At 48.1% G+C, this 15,126-nt stretch carries 13 protein-coding genes and 1 pseudogene; 7 read left to right on the plus strand and 7 right to left on the minus strand.

What is annotated here, in order from left to right:
• Positions 1-178 precede the first annotated feature (178 nt).
• Complete coding sequence (locus tag KK083_RS05890; RefSeq protein ID WP_254161679.1) at positions 179-607, plus strand: hypothetical protein; 429 nt, start codon at positions 179-181, stop codon at positions 605-607.
• Between the two features lie 12 nt (positions 608-619).
• Here the strand turns inward: KK083_RS05890 and KK083_RS05895 are convergent, their stop codons facing one another.
• Complete coding sequence (locus tag KK083_RS05895; protein ID WP_254161680.1) at positions 620-2,887, minus strand: ATP-binding response regulator; 2,268 nt, start codon at positions 2,885-2,887, stop codon at positions 620-622.
• A 25-nt stretch (positions 2,888-2,912) separates the two neighbouring features.
• Positions 2,913-3,992, minus strand: a complete 1,080-nt coding sequence (locus KK083_RS05900) for a hypothetical protein (RefSeq protein WP_254161681.1) — start codon at positions 3,990-3,992, stop codon at positions 2,913-2,915.
• A gap of 302 nt (positions 3,993-4,294) precedes the next feature.
• On the opposite strand from KK083_RS05900, the pseudogene KK083_RS32735 reads away from it, so the two are divergent.
• Positions 4,295-4,638: pseudogene (locus KK083_RS32735) on the plus strand (DUF1761 domain-containing protein).
• A 25-nt stretch (positions 4,639-4,663) separates the two neighbouring features.
• On the opposite strand, the gene KK083_RS05910 reads toward KK083_RS32735, so the two are convergent.
• The 4 genes from KK083_RS05910 to KK083_RS05925 form a co-directional block, all read right to left on the minus strand.
• Positions 4,664-4,882: an NAD(P)H-dependent oxidoreductase gene (locus KK083_RS05910; RefSeq protein WP_317195212.1), complete on the minus strand. Its 219-nt coding sequence runs from the start codon at positions 4,880-4,882 to the stop codon at positions 4,664-4,666.
• Positions 4,863-6,146, minus strand: coding sequence for an RNA polymerase sigma factor (locus KK083_RS05915; protein WP_254161684.1), 1,284 nt, complete (start codon positions 6,144-6,146; stop codon positions 4,863-4,865). The genes KK083_RS05910 and KK083_RS05915 overlap by 20 nt, the downstream gene beginning before the upstream one ends.
• A gap of 12 nt (positions 6,147-6,158) precedes the next feature.
• Positions 6,159-6,494, minus strand: coding sequence for a YciI family protein (locus KK083_RS05920; protein ID WP_254161685.1), 336 nt, complete (start codon positions 6,492-6,494; stop codon positions 6,159-6,161).
• 63 nt (positions 6,495-6,557) lie between these two features.
• The gene (locus tag KK083_RS05925; protein WP_254161686.1) at positions 6,558-7,607 is read right to left on the minus strand and encodes an aldo/keto reductase; all 1,050 of its coding nucleotides are present in this window, start codon (positions 7,605-7,607) and stop codon (positions 6,558-6,560) included.
• Positions 7,608-7,873: 266 nt separating this feature from the next.
• On the opposite strand from KK083_RS05925, the gene KK083_RS05930 reads away from it, so the two are divergent.
• From KK083_RS05930 to KK083_RS05940, 3 genes are all read left to right on the plus strand, one after another.
• A complete protein-coding gene (locus KK083_RS05930) occupies positions 7,874-8,527 on the plus strand; it encodes a hypothetical protein (RefSeq protein ID WP_254161687.1) in 654 nt (217 codons plus the stop codon).
• 36 nt (positions 8,528-8,563) lie between these two features.
• Positions 8,564-9,406, plus strand: coding sequence for a DUF4261 domain-containing protein (locus tag KK083_RS05935; RefSeq protein WP_254161688.1), 843 nt, complete (start codon positions 8,564-8,566; stop codon positions 9,404-9,406).
• Positions 9,407-9,539: 133 nt separating this feature from the next.
• The gene (locus KK083_RS05940) at positions 9,540-10,823 is read left to right on the plus strand and encodes an MFS transporter (protein ID WP_254161689.1); all 1,284 of its coding nucleotides are present in this window, start codon (positions 9,540-9,542) and stop codon (positions 10,821-10,823) included.
• 8 nt (positions 10,824-10,831) lie between these two features.
• Here the strand turns inward: KK083_RS05940 and KK083_RS05945 are convergent, their stop codons facing one another.
• Positions 10,832-13,273: a PAS domain-containing protein gene (locus KK083_RS05945; RefSeq protein WP_254161690.1), complete on the minus strand. Its 2,442-nt coding sequence runs from the start codon at positions 13,271-13,273 to the stop codon at positions 10,832-10,834.
• Between the two features lie 190 nt (positions 13,274-13,463).
• Here KK083_RS05945 and KK083_RS05950 point away from each other — a divergent pair, with 190 nt between their 5' ends.
• A complete protein-coding gene (locus KK083_RS05950; protein WP_254161691.1) occupies positions 13,464-13,634 on the plus strand; it encodes a hypothetical protein in 171 nt (56 codons plus the stop codon).
• A gap of 219 nt (positions 13,635-13,853) precedes the next feature.
• A complete protein-coding gene (locus KK083_RS05955; RefSeq protein WP_254161692.1) occupies positions 13,854-15,032 on the plus strand; it encodes an alpha/beta hydrolase-fold protein in 1,179 nt (392 codons plus the stop codon).
• Positions 15,033-15,126: the final 94 nt, after the last annotated feature.

The following is a 15,126-nucleotide window of genomic DNA, read 5'->3' on the forward strand; positions in this document are numbered from 1 at the left end:
AATAACACTACTTTTTCTTTTGCAGGCTGTTGCTGTCAAGGCACAAACTAAATTGCTTTTGCAGCATAAAAGGAAATCCCACTAGGGTGAAGCGCTCGACCTGAGCAAAGCGTATCAGATCCGGACCATTGACACCACGTATTCTACAACGATCATTGGATTTACAGGTTCAATAGTGATGATCCCGGTCAGAATAAAAACAGGCAAGGACACGGTTTACAGTTACACTTACACACAGAAGGTATATCCGAAGAGCAGGTTCTTCCCGGTAGGCCATGCGAAAGACACTACGATCACGCTAAAGACCGTGGCGCCACTCTATCGCGACGACACAACGGCCATCGCTTTTTCTGAGATCCAAATGATCAAAAAAGACTGGTTCAAAAACAGGCAGTGGCTTCAGCCATTTGGATGGATATTAATAGGGCCTGTCGTAGGTGTTGCTCTGCTTCCGGCAGCTGCAATTGATGACGGAAAGGAGGGTGTTAAAAACTGGGCCGAGTTCGAAGGAATATTACTTGGGATTGCCGGCCCACCCATTTTTGTCGGTACCAGAAAGACAAAATATGATCTGCGTAAAAAATGGGAGCTGAAGGCTGCGATGTAGAGGGCCACGACTCTAAACTTCATCACTCACGGCCGGAGACTTCCCGGGCATCAGTTTGTTGATCAGCTCGATTTTGTTGTTGACATCCAGCTTGGCAAAAATAGTGGCCACGTGGCGGGCAACTGTCTTGCTTGAAATGGCCAGGCTGCTTCCGATAACCTTGTAGGGCTGGCCTTTCATCAACAGGCTGATGATCTCGATCTCCCGTTGCGTGAGGTCGTATTTCTTGCAGTTCATTTCGAACTCGCGCGATCCCGGTCCTGAGACAGGTGTGGCCGGATCCTGCAGGAACAGGTGGTAAGCCTGAATAACCGCCGCCTTTTGTTTCCGGATGTTGCTTAACAACGACTCGATCTTCAGCATGAGATGATCGACGATAAAAGGCTTCTCGATATAATCGATGGCGCCGAGCCTCAGGGCCGTGAGCTTGTCGGTGGCCGTGGTTTTAGCCGTTAAGAAAATGAAAGGAATGTGTCGGTAAAATTCGCTCATCGACAATACCCTGCAAAACTCCATCCCGTCCATACCGTTCATCATTACGTCTGACACGATCAGATCGATATGCGCGATGAATTTTAGTTTCTCCAACGCTTCCGCGCCGCTTGCCGCTACATACACGTTGTATTTTTCTTCCAGGTTCTTCACCAGATAACTCAGCATCTCCTGGTTATCTTCAACCACCATAATGACGGGGCGCGACGAGTCTGAGACCTTATCCAGGGTTTCCGTCAATATGATAGGACTCACCTCATCGATCGTAACATCATGCTGAACGGGCTGCTCACCATCTGTTAAAACATGCCTTTGAAGATAGACGGAGATGGTGGTGCCATGCCCCGGCTCACTTTCGAGCTTGATCGTTCCCTTCAGATCGTTGACGATCTTCTTCACGATGGAAAGGCCCATGCCCATGCCCTGGTTGAATTTTAAACTTTTCTCCAACTGGATATAAGGCTCAAATACCCTGGAGTGCAGGCTGGGGGGAATTCCTATGCCGGTATCAGTTACTGAAAAACAGATCTGATCGGCTTGCGCGAACAGGGCTACATTGATCGTTCCCCGTTCCGTGTATTTGATAGAGTTTTCTAACAGGTTATTGACGATGCGCTCGATGGCGGAGGGATGCGCGAGAACAAAACAGCTGCCCTGAATTTTTTCGCGGATCTCGACCTCCTTCGTGTGCGCAAGGCTTTTGAAAAGCGGAAGCTTCCTGGATACGATCAGTCCGAAATCAGACGCCTGGCTGTGATCATAGATGTTGATGCCCCGGTTGAATCGTTCGAGATCAAAAAAGTTAATGATATCGGTTGTGAGTCTTTGTACGTTCCATTTGATGATCTCTATCTCCTCGGTCTTGCCATGTTTTTTGATATACTCATCGAGATAATTATTGATGAGGGTCAACGGCGTTTTGGTTTCATGCGCCAGGTTGATGAAGGTGTTCGCTTTTTCTTCATTGGTTTTTTGTGCCAGCTCCATTCGCGTGCTCTCTTCTGAAACCTGCTCTATGTTGTGCACTACCGCGGGCACGATCTTGAAGATATCGTTGGTGATGCCGGAATAGAAGTACGCCACCAGAAACGATACGATGATAAAGACCATCCAGATATTGAAGTACCGTGTGACCTTCGGGGGATTGAGATTGTTGTCCGCAAGCTCTGCCTGTCTTTTCAACGCCCATGCTTCTTTATTATCCAGCGCTTTTTTGTAGGTCGCTACTTCGGTGGGTGTGGAGTAATGGTATTCATAGTCCCACCCACGTTTTGAAACATTCCAGAACAAGGCGGCAACCACTATCAGGAACCAGACCAGTACAGGGAGCCGCCCTGTGATGATCACCACAACGATCATTAACGATTGCGCCAGTGCAAAGTCTGTAATAATGGAATCGTTGAAAGGGTTTCCCAATCCCATCATGTTGCAGAAGCTCATGAACAACACCGGTATGATGCTGGCATAACCGAAGAAGACGTCGAGATTCTTTTGCCGGTCATAGAGAAACCTGATGATCCGGGAGGAGGAATTCTTCAGGTCTATTTTGGCTTCTGAAAAAATGAGAATGTTATAAACGGCAGACAGCGCGTTGAACAGTATGGCGGTGCCGTAGACCAGCCACATGATCGAATCGTTAACAAAATTTCCGGTCGCTATCTTTTCAGAGATGAGAAAAGACGGGGCTAAAATGCAATAAACAATATTGAGGATGATCAGAAGCTTCCTTCGTGCATTTCCCAGCGGAGTCAACAGCTGCTTTTTTGACTGTTCCAGTAACTGTTTCATAGAGAAGATTTTGAGAACATGGGTCTTAAGTTACGTCAATACCGGAAATATACGCCGGATGTTTTTTGAACAACGCTTTTTCCGCGGCCGAAAAATTGATGAATTTACAGATCACATTGCCCCTCACTTCCTTGTTGAGCTTGTCAACCCATCCGAGCTTCAGCGATCGTAAGGTTTTGTACAAGGGTGTATCGGCATCAACGACTGTAATGGCCGAATTCAGGTTGTAACGCGCCAGCAGTGATTCAAAAAGCGATTCGAGGTAATGTTCATATCCCGCAGCACAGTAAATGCCTTCCAGTGTCAGAAACCTGTAGTCTTTATTGAACAGCCTGTTCAGGAACGGAAGATGTGAAAATGTATTCAGGATGATCTTTCCGGAAAATCCCGGTAAGGAAGATATTGTCCACCGGTCTGGGTTGGCCTGGGCTCCCGCCACGATCTTTCCTTCGGCGCTTCTGATAATGTAGTATTTGGCTCCGTTGAACAGGTTGTCGAAGGAGAACATATTGAAGTCATGATAGAACCCGGAAAGCAATTGTTTGATCTCCGTTATTTCGGAGGGCGATACTTCAGCAACTTTCTTTTCAACGTCTTCAACGGGTTTGATCCTGTTGAATATGACAGTGGTATATTCCCGCACGGTCTCAAACCCGAATTGGTCACACAGCATCACTGACCGGAGATTGCGCGGATCGACATAGGCGTAGTGGAAGAATTTCTCCTGGGGCTTTACGTCGAGGGATTGGCCATTGAGAACACTTTTTACTTCTTCTCGTACCACGCTGCTTCCGGCGGATTGCCTGGGATTGATGTTCTTTCGCCGATAGGAATTCCTGAACGAAAAATAACGCACGTAAAACGAACGGATCGCTTCACCGGCATTGGTTATTATCCTGCTGCAAAAACAACAGGTTCCGATCACCTTGTTTCCTTTCGACAGGTTGATGTAATAAGGTGCCTGTATCTTGTGGATCTTATCATGCACGCCCATGTGCTGATACAGCATTCCGTGGCCCGGGGTACCGATGATGTTGTTGGTGAGTATGTTCAGGATCTCTTCGGAAGGAGATCGCTCTACTTTCAAAAGTTTAAGTTCGGCCATCCTTTGTTAACCTGCTATGAATCGGAGATCAAAAGTATCAAGTTACATACAATCTTCTTCCTTCATTTACAGTAAAAAGCGGCCGTTCTTGTTCTTTAGCCATGATTGGGTGAGATCTCATCCGCATACATCAGAGATCTCACTTGATAATGAGTGAGTTAGGCAGGATTAGCGCGCAATTTTTTTATTCAACCCTTGTCCAATACCACCAGGGCTGATCGTAGTAGGTGAAAAATATCATTATGAGCTCTTTTACAAACATCAACTACCTGGCTGTCGTAGTGGCAACGGTGGTTTATTACATGATCGGATTTTTCTGGTATACCAAACTTTTTGGCACGGTCTGGCGCCAGCAAACGGGTTGCCTGCTGAGCCTGGATCCAAACCGAAGGCCAGCTCACTCATTGGGCAGTTTATCTCAACATGGCTTTATACGTTCGGGATTGCTGTTCTTTTGAAAATAACCGGGACAGGCGGGATAGCCGGAGCCGCAGCCGTCGGCATGATCATAACCGTGCTTTTCATCGCGCCCATTCACTCGGGACATCTTTTCTTCACAGGAAAGAGAAAATTGTTTTTTATAGATGTATCCGAACGGGCACTGGGTTCGCTGGTGGTAGCAACCATCCTGACCATCTGGTCATAGGGTTCAACGGTAATGGGTGAGCGTGTTATACACCGATGCTTTGAATCGCTTTTGATAACGCGTTCTCCCGTACCTCGGGCATGGCAACACCTTCTACCCGGATCACGGTAATATCGGTCATTCCCATAAACCCGAGCACTGTGCGCAAATAGCTTTCCGTAAAGTCACGCGATTTCATGGGACCATCAGAATAAACGCCGCCGGAAGCGATGACCAAATAGGCTTTAAACAACGAGTTGGTCACAACCGCTTCCAGGTGAGGGAAAGGCGCGGCGGAGGCGTTCGATCTCCTTCGTCAGCGTTCTTTTCTCCGAAGCTGATTTTGTCAAATGAATTGCCTGTGTATAGTGGGCGATGGCTTTCTCAGCGTTCGTGTCTGCATACAGGTAACCGAGCAAAGAATGGTAATAGGTGATGCCACTCAGGCCAAGCTTCTCCGCTTCCATTATTCCTTTTTCGTTCCCATAAACTTTGGCAAAAGCAAAGGTCCGGTTCAGGGCTGTGACGGGAGAGTAAGCCATGATAATAAGCTGATTATACAACTGTAAAATGTGCTGCCACTTACTTGCGTCGGCCGGAGTTGTATGCCAGTAAGCGATACCGGCTTCCAGGTGGTATCTCGAAATTTCGTTTCCGGAACAGGCATTCACCAGGTAGTAATTGCCTTTGTCGATCAGCGGTTGACTCCACAAACTTTTATCCTGCTGTTCAAACAGGATCACTTCACCTTCGTCGTTCGCCCGTGCATTGAGCCGTGAGCTCTGATAGCACATGAGCGCAAGCAGGGCATTGACCTGGGTTGTATTTGTCAAGGGGCTCCCGGTCAGAACAACGGCAAGCCTGATGGCCTCTGAGCAAAGGTCCTTCCGGACCAAATGATTGTTGGATCGTGAGAAATACCCTTCGTTGAACAACAGGTACAGTGTGCTCAACACGGCGTCGAGCCTCGAACGTATGCTTTCTTCGTCGGGAAGCCGGATCTGAAAAGTATCATTGCGAAGATTGACCCTTGCCCGGTGCAGCCGTTTTTTAATGGTCTCGGTTTTTGTGAGAAACGCATCGGCAATTTCTTGTAAACTGAACCCGCAAAGGATCTGAAGGGCCAGGCAGATCTGCGCTTCAGCAACGTTGGCCGGATTACAAACGGCAAAGATCATCGCCAGCTGGCTGTCGGTAATGGCCTGCTGGGTAAAATCGAAATCCTCCTCCGTTGTTAACGTGTCCGGTTTGATTTTGTCCTTCACCTGTGTCTCAAAGACCGTGACGTGTTTGAGATAATCTTTGGTTTTGTTCTTGGCCACTGTATACAGCCAGGCCGTTGGATTTTCAGGTATTCCATCGATGCCCCAGACCTCCGTTGCTCTTAAGAATGTCTCACTGGCAATGTCTTCGGCCACTTCAATGTGCTGCAGACCAAAATGACGACATAATACTGCCGTCATTTTGGAATACTCCAGCCTGAACAGATGCGGTAAAAGCTCCCGGTATGAATTACCCTGCGCTGCCATGGCACCAGGCCGTTAGTCACGTTTGATCACTTCTCTTACCTCTATGTTGCCACCTGTTTTGAAGATGGGATTGGCTTTTGCCAGCTCAACGGCCTCGTCGATGGTGGCGGTTTTTACGATGATGTAACCGGCGATAAACTCCTTGATCTCTGTGTAGGGACCGTCTGTGACCACGTTGCCGGGCTTCACGGTTTTGGCGCTCACGGGAGATAAGGAATTTCCCTTATCGACGAGTTTGTTTTGGGCAGCAATACCGGCCATCCAGTTCATCCTTTCCTGCATCTGCTCCGGCGACGGCTTCACATCTGAATTACCGTTGACCCTGAAGATCAATACGAACTCTTTCATATACTGTAAAATTTATGTTTCATCCCCATAACGACTGAAAGCCCGGGACGGGGACAATAAATTTTACTTTCTTTCGCCATACAAGTCCGGATCGGTGTTCAGCATCGGAAACTGCCGTTGATGCCAGTATGGATAAGAAGGCAGTATATCGCTTACGGCATCCAGCCTTTTTATTTGTTCAAGAGTCAGGTTCCAGCCCGTGGCGCCGAAGTTCTCTTTCAGTTGTTCCTCATTTCTGGCACCGATAATGATATTAGAGACCGTGGGGCGTTGCAATACCCAGTTCAGTGATATTTGCGTGACCGTCTTGCCCGTTTCTTTCGCGATCTCATCGAGAACATCTACGATCTTATAAAGACGTTCGTCATCGGTGGGTGCGTGTCTCACCGGACTTCCTCCCTGGGCTACGCGGGCATCTTTGGGCGCTTCTTTGCTGCGGCGGTACTTGCCACTGAGCTTTCCTGCCGAGAGTGGACTCCATACAATGGTACCTACATTCTCTTCGATGGCCAGCGGCATCAATTCCCATTCGAAGTCGCGGTTGAGCAATGAATAGTATGCCTGGTGGGCAATGTACCTGGACCAGCCATAACGTTCTGAAATGGATAAGGCCTTCATCAGGTGCCAGCCTGAAAAATTAGAACAGGCGATGTAGCGTACCCTGCCCGTTGTGACCAGGTACTCCAGGGTTCTTAACGTTTCTTGGATCGGGGTGTTGCCATCAAAACCGTGCATGTGATAGATGTCGATATAGTCCGTGCCCAATCGTTTCAGGCTGTCGTCGCACGCCCTGATGAGGTGATCGCGTGATGATCCGTGATCATTTATTCCGTCGCTCATCGGAAACGTGGCTTTGGTGGAGATGAGCACTTTGTCTCTTTTACCGGCCAGCGCCTTGCCAAGAATTTCTTCCGCTGCGCCACGGGAATAGACATTTGCCGTATCGAAAAGATTAATACCGGCGTCCAGGCACAGGTCTACCAACCGCCTCGCCTCGTCTACCTGCGTATTGCCCCACGCTTTAAAAAAATCGTTTCCACCGCCGAAGGTGGCGGTTCCAAAACTTAAGACAGGAACCCTTAATCCTGAGCTTCCCAAAAGTCGATATTCCATATTTATAGTGTTGATATTGGTTTGATATTCAGATCCATTGTAAGCGTTGAATGTATTTTAAAGTTCATGGGTTAGCGCCCGTTTACATGAATGGTTGTGCATATGTTCCCTGTTTCGAATCGACTCAGCGGCAGCATACCGGTTTCAGGCCCTGAAATTATGAATAGTCCGGTGCCTACCCAACAAACTGCACGAAAAGGTGCTCTAGACGGAGTCGCTTGTGGAAGCTGAATATATTATATACATTTATAAATAATATAGTCAATATGAAATCAAACGCGCAAATTAATCTCTTTTCCATAGGTATCCTGTTGCTCGTGTCAGTAACTACCCGGGCGCAAACTGCCGCCACAGAATTTGGCGCAGAAAAATACAACCCGCCTTATGACCTTGCTGTTCCCCAGGGATGGGGCGTTGAACGTTTTGCCATTCCCATCGAATTTGCTCCTTCCATTCCTTATAAGGGTGTGGAAGACCTGCGGTTTGCGCCGGGTTGGTCTGATCCCAGGAGCAATGAATACTGGGCCTACGCTTTCTTATGGTACCTGGAAGGCAAACCTGAGATCGACCCGAAGATCACGGAAAAAAATTTGGCGGATTATTACACAGGACTGGTGGGTAGGAATATCGAACAACGAAAAATACCCGCCGAGAAACTGGTACCCCTGAAGGCCACCATCAGGGAAACGAATACGGTTGAAGGCGATCTGAAGACCTTTTCCGGAACAGTTTACATGCTCGATTACATGGAGCAGAAGCCGATGACCCTCCATTGTATCGTCCACGTAAAAGCGTGCCCCGACAAGAACCACACTTTTGTGTTTTATGAAATCTCACCCCAACCGCTGACAAGCAACGTTTGGAAAGACCTTCATCAATTATGGACAACATTTGCGTGTGACAAAGCGAAATCAAAATAAACATTTTATTTTAGGGGTTTGATAAAAGCCCCGCTTATGTCTTTATTCAACTGGAAAAAGAAAGAGGAACCGGCGCCTGAGCCCGAGCGTCTCTACAACAACGATGAGATGCTTTTTGCAAGATTGTTGTTTGAGACAAATCCTCAATTCGATGATAAGATCCTGCTCCAGGAGATAAGCAAGCAGTTCGCTCAGGTCGAGCCTGCTCCCAACGATCGTGACGACGCGCGGCAATATTTTTTCCGCGACTATATGGCGAGCTTCAAGGAAGGATCGTTGCCGGCGCAATGTACTATCTTCAGGCCCGCGGCTTCCGATATTCAGAAAAGCCTGGAGAAAGCGTATCAGCAGTTGTGGCATTGGAGGGAAGCAAAAGAGGCGACCGCCAATTGCAGGTATGAGCTTGTTGTGTCTGACCTGATGTCGCGAACATTGCCGTATAAGCAGCGAAACGAGTTGTTTCAGAAATTTGTCATTGCTGTGGCTACCGCGATGCAGCCGAAGGCCATTTATTTCCCCACGAGTGAAAAGGTTGTAGAGACCAGTACTTATCTTTCGATGATGGCCCTTGATGGTGTGGAGTACCTCTACGGACTTCTGAACGTTCGTCTGTTCAACCTTCCCGATCAGTCGATGCTGATGGACACCGTAGGGTTGCATGCATTTGGCCTGCCCGACTTTCAATTCCAGTTCAAAGACCATGATCCCAGCACGATAGCGGGATTGTTGAGCTCCTATGGTCATTATATTTTTGGATACGGTTCTGTGATCCTCAATGGAGAAACAGTGGAGGGCGTGGAGCAGGGATCCAAATGGAAGTGTCTATATGACGCATCCGCTCTACCACCTAACAGAAACGTACTGAATCTCCGGGAATAGTTTCCCAGCATTATTCCAGCTGTCGGCGTGGGAGCTGTACAGGAATTAACCGCTCTTTTTTCATTCCCGCGCTGCTTAAAATTTTAATATAAAATGTGATCTTACAGACAATTTTATATACCCACTTTCCCGTATGACCCAACAACACAGTGTAGCAAATCCGGCAACACGCATACTGGCAGCCAGCCTGATCGGAACCACCATCGAATTTTTTGATTTTTATATTTACGCCACTGCAGCCGTGCTGGTTTTTCCCAAGCTGTTCTTTCCGGCGGATGATCCCGTGGCATCGACACTGGCATCGCTCGCAACATTTGCGTTGGCCTTTTTCGCAAGACCACTGGGTGCCGCGCTCTTCGGGCACTTCGGCGACCGGAAAGGACGTAAAGCCACGCTGGTAGCTGCCCTGATGACGATGGGTCCATCAACCGTTGCCATCGGACTTCTGCCCTCGTACCAAACCATCGGCATTATAGCGCCGATCCTGCTGGCGGTGTTTCGCTTTGGTCAGGGCTTAGGGCTTGGTGGTGAATGGGGTGGTGCCGTTTTGCTGGCCACGGAAAATGCGCCGAAGAATAAAAAAGCCTGGTATGGCATGTTCCCTCAGCTGGGTGCACCCATTGGTTTTTTGTTGTCGAGCGGTACGTTTTATATCCTCAGCAAAACGATGCGCGATGAACAGTTCTTAGACTATGGCTGGCGCATTCCTTTTATAGCCAGCGCGCTGCTCGTTTGGGTGGGGCTTTATATACGCCTGAAAATAACGGAGACACCTGATTTTATAAAAATAATGAACAGTCAGGCGCGTGTGAAAGTACCGGTTGTTGCCGTCTTTGCTAAACATCCGAAAGCTATTCTCCTGGGTACGGTGGCCACCATCACAACCTTCCTGCTGTTTTACATCATGACAGTTTTTACCCTGAGCTGGGGAACCTCTGCTTTGCATTATCCGAGAGAAAGTTTTCTGATCGCTCAAATGATCTCCATGTTGTTTTTCGCGTTGGGCATTCCCTTCTCAGCGGTGTTTGCAGATCGGAAGGGCAGAAGCAACATGCTCATCGCCTCTAGCGTGGGTATTTTCATTTTCGGTTTGTTTTTCGCGCCATTCTTCAGCACCGGCAGCCTGATCATTACGGTTGCGTTTCAATCGATCGGCATGTTGTTAATGGGGTTGAATTATGGTCCAGTGGGTACTGCCCTCGCCGAGATCTTTCCCGCTGAAGTTCGTTACACCGGAGCATCGTTGTGTTTTACACTGGCCGGTATCCTGGGGGCATCGCTCACGCCTTACCTGGCCACCACGCTGGCAACGAGCTACGGTCTTTCTTATGTGGGTTACTATTTATCGTATGGCGCCTTCATCAGCATTGCAGCGTTGCTGGCAGCGCGGCCTTTGATGAAGGGGAATGAGTCTTAAGAACATCATTACTTATCAACAGGCAACTGTATCATAAACTTCGCACCCTCGCCATCGACGCCGGTTGCGGAAATGGTGCCGCCGTGGCGTTCTACAATTTTTTTACAGAGCGCGAGGCCCAGGCCGGTGCCCTCGTAATCGTCTTTTGAGTGCAGACGGGTGAAAGTGGTGAAGATCGCTTCCGAATAAATATTGCTAAATCCAATTCCATTGTCCTCTATGATGATCTGATGAAACGATCTTCCGTTACGGACGGTAAGCTGGGATGTGATCGTTACAATGGGTTGTCTTCCGGATTTAGAGAACTTAATAGCGTTGTTGATCAGGTTATAAAATAGCTGATAGATCATTGTCGGAACACCCTGAATGATGGGCAGGTCAGCATAGTTGATCTTTGCATTCTTTTCGGCGATGACCAGCTCCAGCTCGGTTGCCACCTCCGAAATGATGTGCGCCAGATCGATGTCTTCGAACATCATGGAAGAGCCTTCAAGTGACGAGTATAACAACACTCCTTCGATCATAGAGGCAATTCTGTTAGCGGATTTTTTTATGCGTTCGATATTGACATTGACTTGCTGGGGGAGATGTTGTTGAAACCGGTCACTGATCATATTGGAAAAGACCTGGATCTTTCGAACCGGTTCCTTCAAGTCGTGACTCGAAACATGGGCAAATTGCTGAAGGTCTTCGTTTGATCTTTTCAGTTCTTTTGTTCTTTCGTAGACCAGCGTTTCAAGTTTCTGAGACATTGTTTTTTGATCATGGATGTCAGTAGAGGTTCCGAACCACCGTTCAATGGTGCCATTCGCCTGTCTTAACGGCATAGCACGGGCCAGGATCCACCGGTACTCGCCATCGTATCTTCTAAAGCGAAATTCTACCTCGTACAGTTGCCCCGTTTGTAAACTTCGTTGCCAGGTGCTGGTTATTCTTTCAACATCATCCGGGTGAACGATCCGGCTCCACTGTTCACCTTTTGATTCCTCAAAGGTAAGTCCGCTGAACTCGTACCAGCGTTTGTTGAAAAAATCGTGATCGCCGTGTGCATCTGTTGACCAGACGATCTGTGGCATGAAGTCGGAGATCTGGCGCAGCCTGTCTTCGCTTTGTCTGAGCTCTTCCTGGATCCTCAGTTTTTCGTTAACATCGGTATTGGTACCAATCCACTTGATGACTTTGCCCTGGTCATCTTTGATCGGATAGGCACGGGTCAGGAACCAGCGATAAGTTCCATCCTTCGATTTTAAGGGGAAGGTAAGTTCCCACTCCTTGCCGGTTTGCCACGCCGTGCGGATAAATTCAGTAGTCCGTGCCACATGATCCGGATGATGAACCGATGCCCAACCCCATCCCTGCATGTCTTCGAGGGTTGTTCCCGTATAATCGTACCATCGCTGATTGTACCAGTAGATCCATCCGTCGCCGTGCGCCATCCATGCGAGGTTTTTAATACTGTTGCTGAAATCCCTGAATTGTTTTTCACTCTCTACCAGGGAGGCTTCATTGCGTTTTCGGTTAGTGACATCGGTGGCCACGCCGTACCACTCCACGATGTTTCCTGAATCATCCAGGATTGGGATGGCCCGTGAAAAAGTCCACCCGATGAAGCCATCCGCCTGGATCACCCGGTGTTCCAGCTGAAAAGTTCCTTTGGTTTTAATCGCATGATTGATGACGGCCTCGATGGGTTTTCTGTCTTCAGGCAACAGATATTTGCTTTGCCATTCGTCAATGGCATTGCTGGTGTCTTCCAGGAAATTTTGTCCGTAAAGCGTCCACATCGTTTTCCAGTCGGCGCTCATCCTGTAGATAACATCCGATGTGGCAGTCATGAGTGCCCGCAAATGCTGATCGGTTTTTTTCAACGCGTTTTCCGCTTCGCGTTTTTTTGCGATATCGGAAAACCATTCTATTACAATTCCGGCTGTGCGTGAAAGCAATTCCACGGCGTTTCGATCCGCTTCAGAAGGCCTTCGGCGTTTTGTATAGTATAGCGCAAAAGTTGCTAAAAGATCATTTGATCGTGACAGAATGGGTGTTGACCAGCATGCTGCGAGCCCATGCTGAAGCGCGAGATGTTTATATTTTTGCCACAATGGGTCGGTGGAAATATCGCTTACAACAACTTCTTTTTTTGTAAACGCTGCTGTTCCGCATGACCCGGCATTACTTTCAATTTCAGATCCGGTGATTGCCTGGTTGTATGCTAAGGGGAGATTGGGCGCAGAGCCATGGAGAAGTCGCTTTCCGTCCTGGTCTATCAGAAGAATGGAAGCAAAGATCTGATCTTCAGATTGCCGTTCCACACATAAGGTCAGGACGTCCAGCACATCAGAGAGCCGGCTGCCATTGACTGCAAGCTCAAGCGCCCGTTTCTGTCCCTCTAAAATTACTTCATTACGGCTGATCTTTTCATAAGCTATATGGTCATCGGCTGTTCTCCTCATCTTTTATTCACACTTATAATTCAGGCGGCGATTAACGGCCGTCCTGGTGGTCAGTCAAAACACCATAAAACTGTTGAACAGTGAGGCTACAAATATAATTCCTACCTCAGACGGCTATGGGCGGGCGCCGGCTAATTGCATAAGGTTGGTTTCAGAAGCGTTCTTTCAGTGCACAATATTCCACTGTTGAATGCCGCAGGGTTCTGGTTACAGTAACGTGGCCGTTATTCCCGCCTGTCTCAGCTACAGTCATACAGTGGAAGTGAAGGGAAATTCGAGCCTGTTGATCATCAGCGGACTCAATGGATACTTTCCAGACGGTAAAAACATGCCTGAGTCCTTTGAAGAACGGGTAAGCTGATCTGGCCACACGTTGCTACAATTCTCAATCTGCAGGAATGGATTATCGGAGGTCTTGTGACCTGGCTTATCAGTCGGCCATGATCTAATGCAATATCCGACTGACATTATTAAGGCGAGATATTTGGTTGTCAACGGTTCGGTTTAAATTTTGTAGCTTGGTTTAGAATAAAGTTTCGTCCCGGCGACACATGACGTAGCAGGTCAATACTTTGGAATCATGGTACACATAAAGCTTCGACAATACCTTTACCGCCTGTGTTTATTTGTCGTTTTCCTGAACGTGGCACAGCAGGGCAGGGGTCAATCTGAAGAGACCATACTCAGAAAAGAGCACACGCTGTATTCGGAGATCCTATCCGAGAAGAGATCCTTTTTCATAACCCTTCCCGCTTCGTATGAGCACGATGAATTCTATGGAGGGAAGCGTTATCCTGTGATGGTCCTGTTGGATGCCGATACGCATTTTGAATACGCCAGCGGCATGGTCCACTTCATGAGTGACGGATCAAACGAACAAATTCCGGAGATGATCGTGGTCGCCGTGCGGAATACAAACCGTACACGTGACATGACATCGGGCCTGGCGAACAAGACCGACCATTTCCTGGATTTTCTTGTGAAGGAATTATTGCCCTACATCGACCAGCATTATCGCACTGCTCCTTACCGGGTGCTGGTAGGGCACTCTCTGGCCGGATTATTTGCGCTGAACTGTTTTCTGGATCAAAATAAATTTAACGCCTGCATTGCTATTGACCCTACCTTGCGGTGGAATAATGATTTCATACTTAAAAAAGCAGATTCTGTTTTGAAAGGAAACCTCTCGTTTCGTGGCAGACTCTATCTAAGCCAGGCCAGTAACCCCTTTGAGCCCGGCCAGCATGCGGGAACAAGAGGAAAAGCTTTTGATACTTTCCGCGAAGCGTTGGCGAACAGCAGGTCGCAGCAGGTCTTCTACCGTTATGCATATTATGAAGACGAAACACATTTTTCTGTGCCTTTCGAAAGTCTTCGTGACGGCCTCTTGTCCGTGTTTGAGAACTATCAATTTCCCTTTCAGATTTTTTTTGCCAATGGAAGCAATGGCGTGATCAGGCATTATCAGAAATTATTTGATCAATGGCAGGTTGATCTATTGCCTCCGGGCAAGGTCATTCACCAGGTGGGACTTTTTTTGCTCAACAACGAGAAACAGGTGGATAAAGCGATTGACCTGTTGCAGATGGATGCCATTTATTACCCCAACTCACCCGCTATCCACTCCAGTTTAGGACAAGCCTATCAGGCAAAGGGAGACAAGGCCATGGCGCTTGAGTCGTACAGGAAAGTGTTGCGCTTAAGAGCCTCCGACGAGCAGGCGCGGAAAGCCATTCAGGAGCTCAACGGTCAGGAGTAAGGGTTCGGCAATTTCTTTCTCCTGCCCCGAAACCTTCGCCCAAAACGTGAGTACTTAAATAATGAATTGGCATATCGATGTCCTGCTGCTGTCG

Source organism: Chryseosolibacter histidinae (genome assembly GCF_018598225.1).
In the GTDB taxonomy this organism is placed as follows: Bacteria; Bacteroidota; Bacteroidia; order Cytophagales; family Cyclobacteriaceae; genus Chryseosolibacter; species Chryseosolibacter histidini.

What these genes read in the sequence shown, in the direction of transcription:
- KK083_RS05930 (WP_254161687.1), top strand. Translation starts at nt 7,874, where the DNA reads ATGAAATCAAACGCGCAAATTAATCTCTTTTCCATAGGTATCCTGTTG.
- KK083_RS05920 (WP_254161685.1), bottom strand. Translation starts at nt 6,494, where the DNA reads ATGAAAGAGTTCGTATTGATCTTCAGGGTCAACGGTAATTCAGATGTG.
- KK083_RS05890 (WP_254161679.1), top strand. Translation starts at nt 179, where the DNA reads ATGATCCCGGTCAGAATAAAAACAGGCAAGGACACGGTTTACAGTTAC.
- KK083_RS05925 (WP_254161686.1), bottom strand. Translation starts at nt 7,607, where the DNA reads ATGGAATATCGACTTTTGGGAAGCTCAGGATTAAGGGTTCCTGTCTTA.
- KK083_RS05900 (WP_254161681.1), bottom strand. Translation starts at nt 3,992, where the DNA reads ATGGCCGAACTTAAACTTTTGAAAGTAGAGCGATCTCCTTCCGAAGAG.
- KK083_RS05915 (WP_254161684.1), bottom strand. Translation starts at nt 6,146, where the DNA reads ATGGCAGCGCAGGGTAATTCATACCGGGAGCTTTTACCGCATCTGTTC.
- KK083_RS05935 (WP_254161688.1), top strand. Translation starts at nt 8,564, where the DNA reads ATGTCTTTATTCAACTGGAAAAAGAAAGAGGAACCGGCGCCTGAGCCC.
- KK083_RS05940 (WP_254161689.1), top strand. Translation starts at nt 9,540, where the DNA reads ATGACCCAACAACACAGTGTAGCAAATCCGGCAACACGCATACTGGCA.
- KK083_RS05955 (WP_254161692.1), top strand. Translation starts at nt 13,854, where the DNA reads ATGGTACACATAAAGCTTCGACAATACCTTTACCGCCTGTGTTTATTT.
- KK083_RS05950 (WP_254161691.1), top strand. Translation starts at nt 13,464, where the DNA reads ATGCCGCAGGGTTCTGGTTACAGTAACGTGGCCGTTATTCCCGCCTGT.
- KK083_RS05945 (WP_254161690.1), bottom strand. Translation starts at nt 13,273, where the DNA reads ATGAGGAGAACAGCCGATGACCATATAGCTTATGAAAAGATCAGCCGT.
- KK083_RS05895 (WP_254161680.1), bottom strand. Translation starts at nt 2,887, where the DNA reads ATGAAACAGTTACTGGAACAGTCAAAAAAGCAGCTGTTGACTCCGCTG.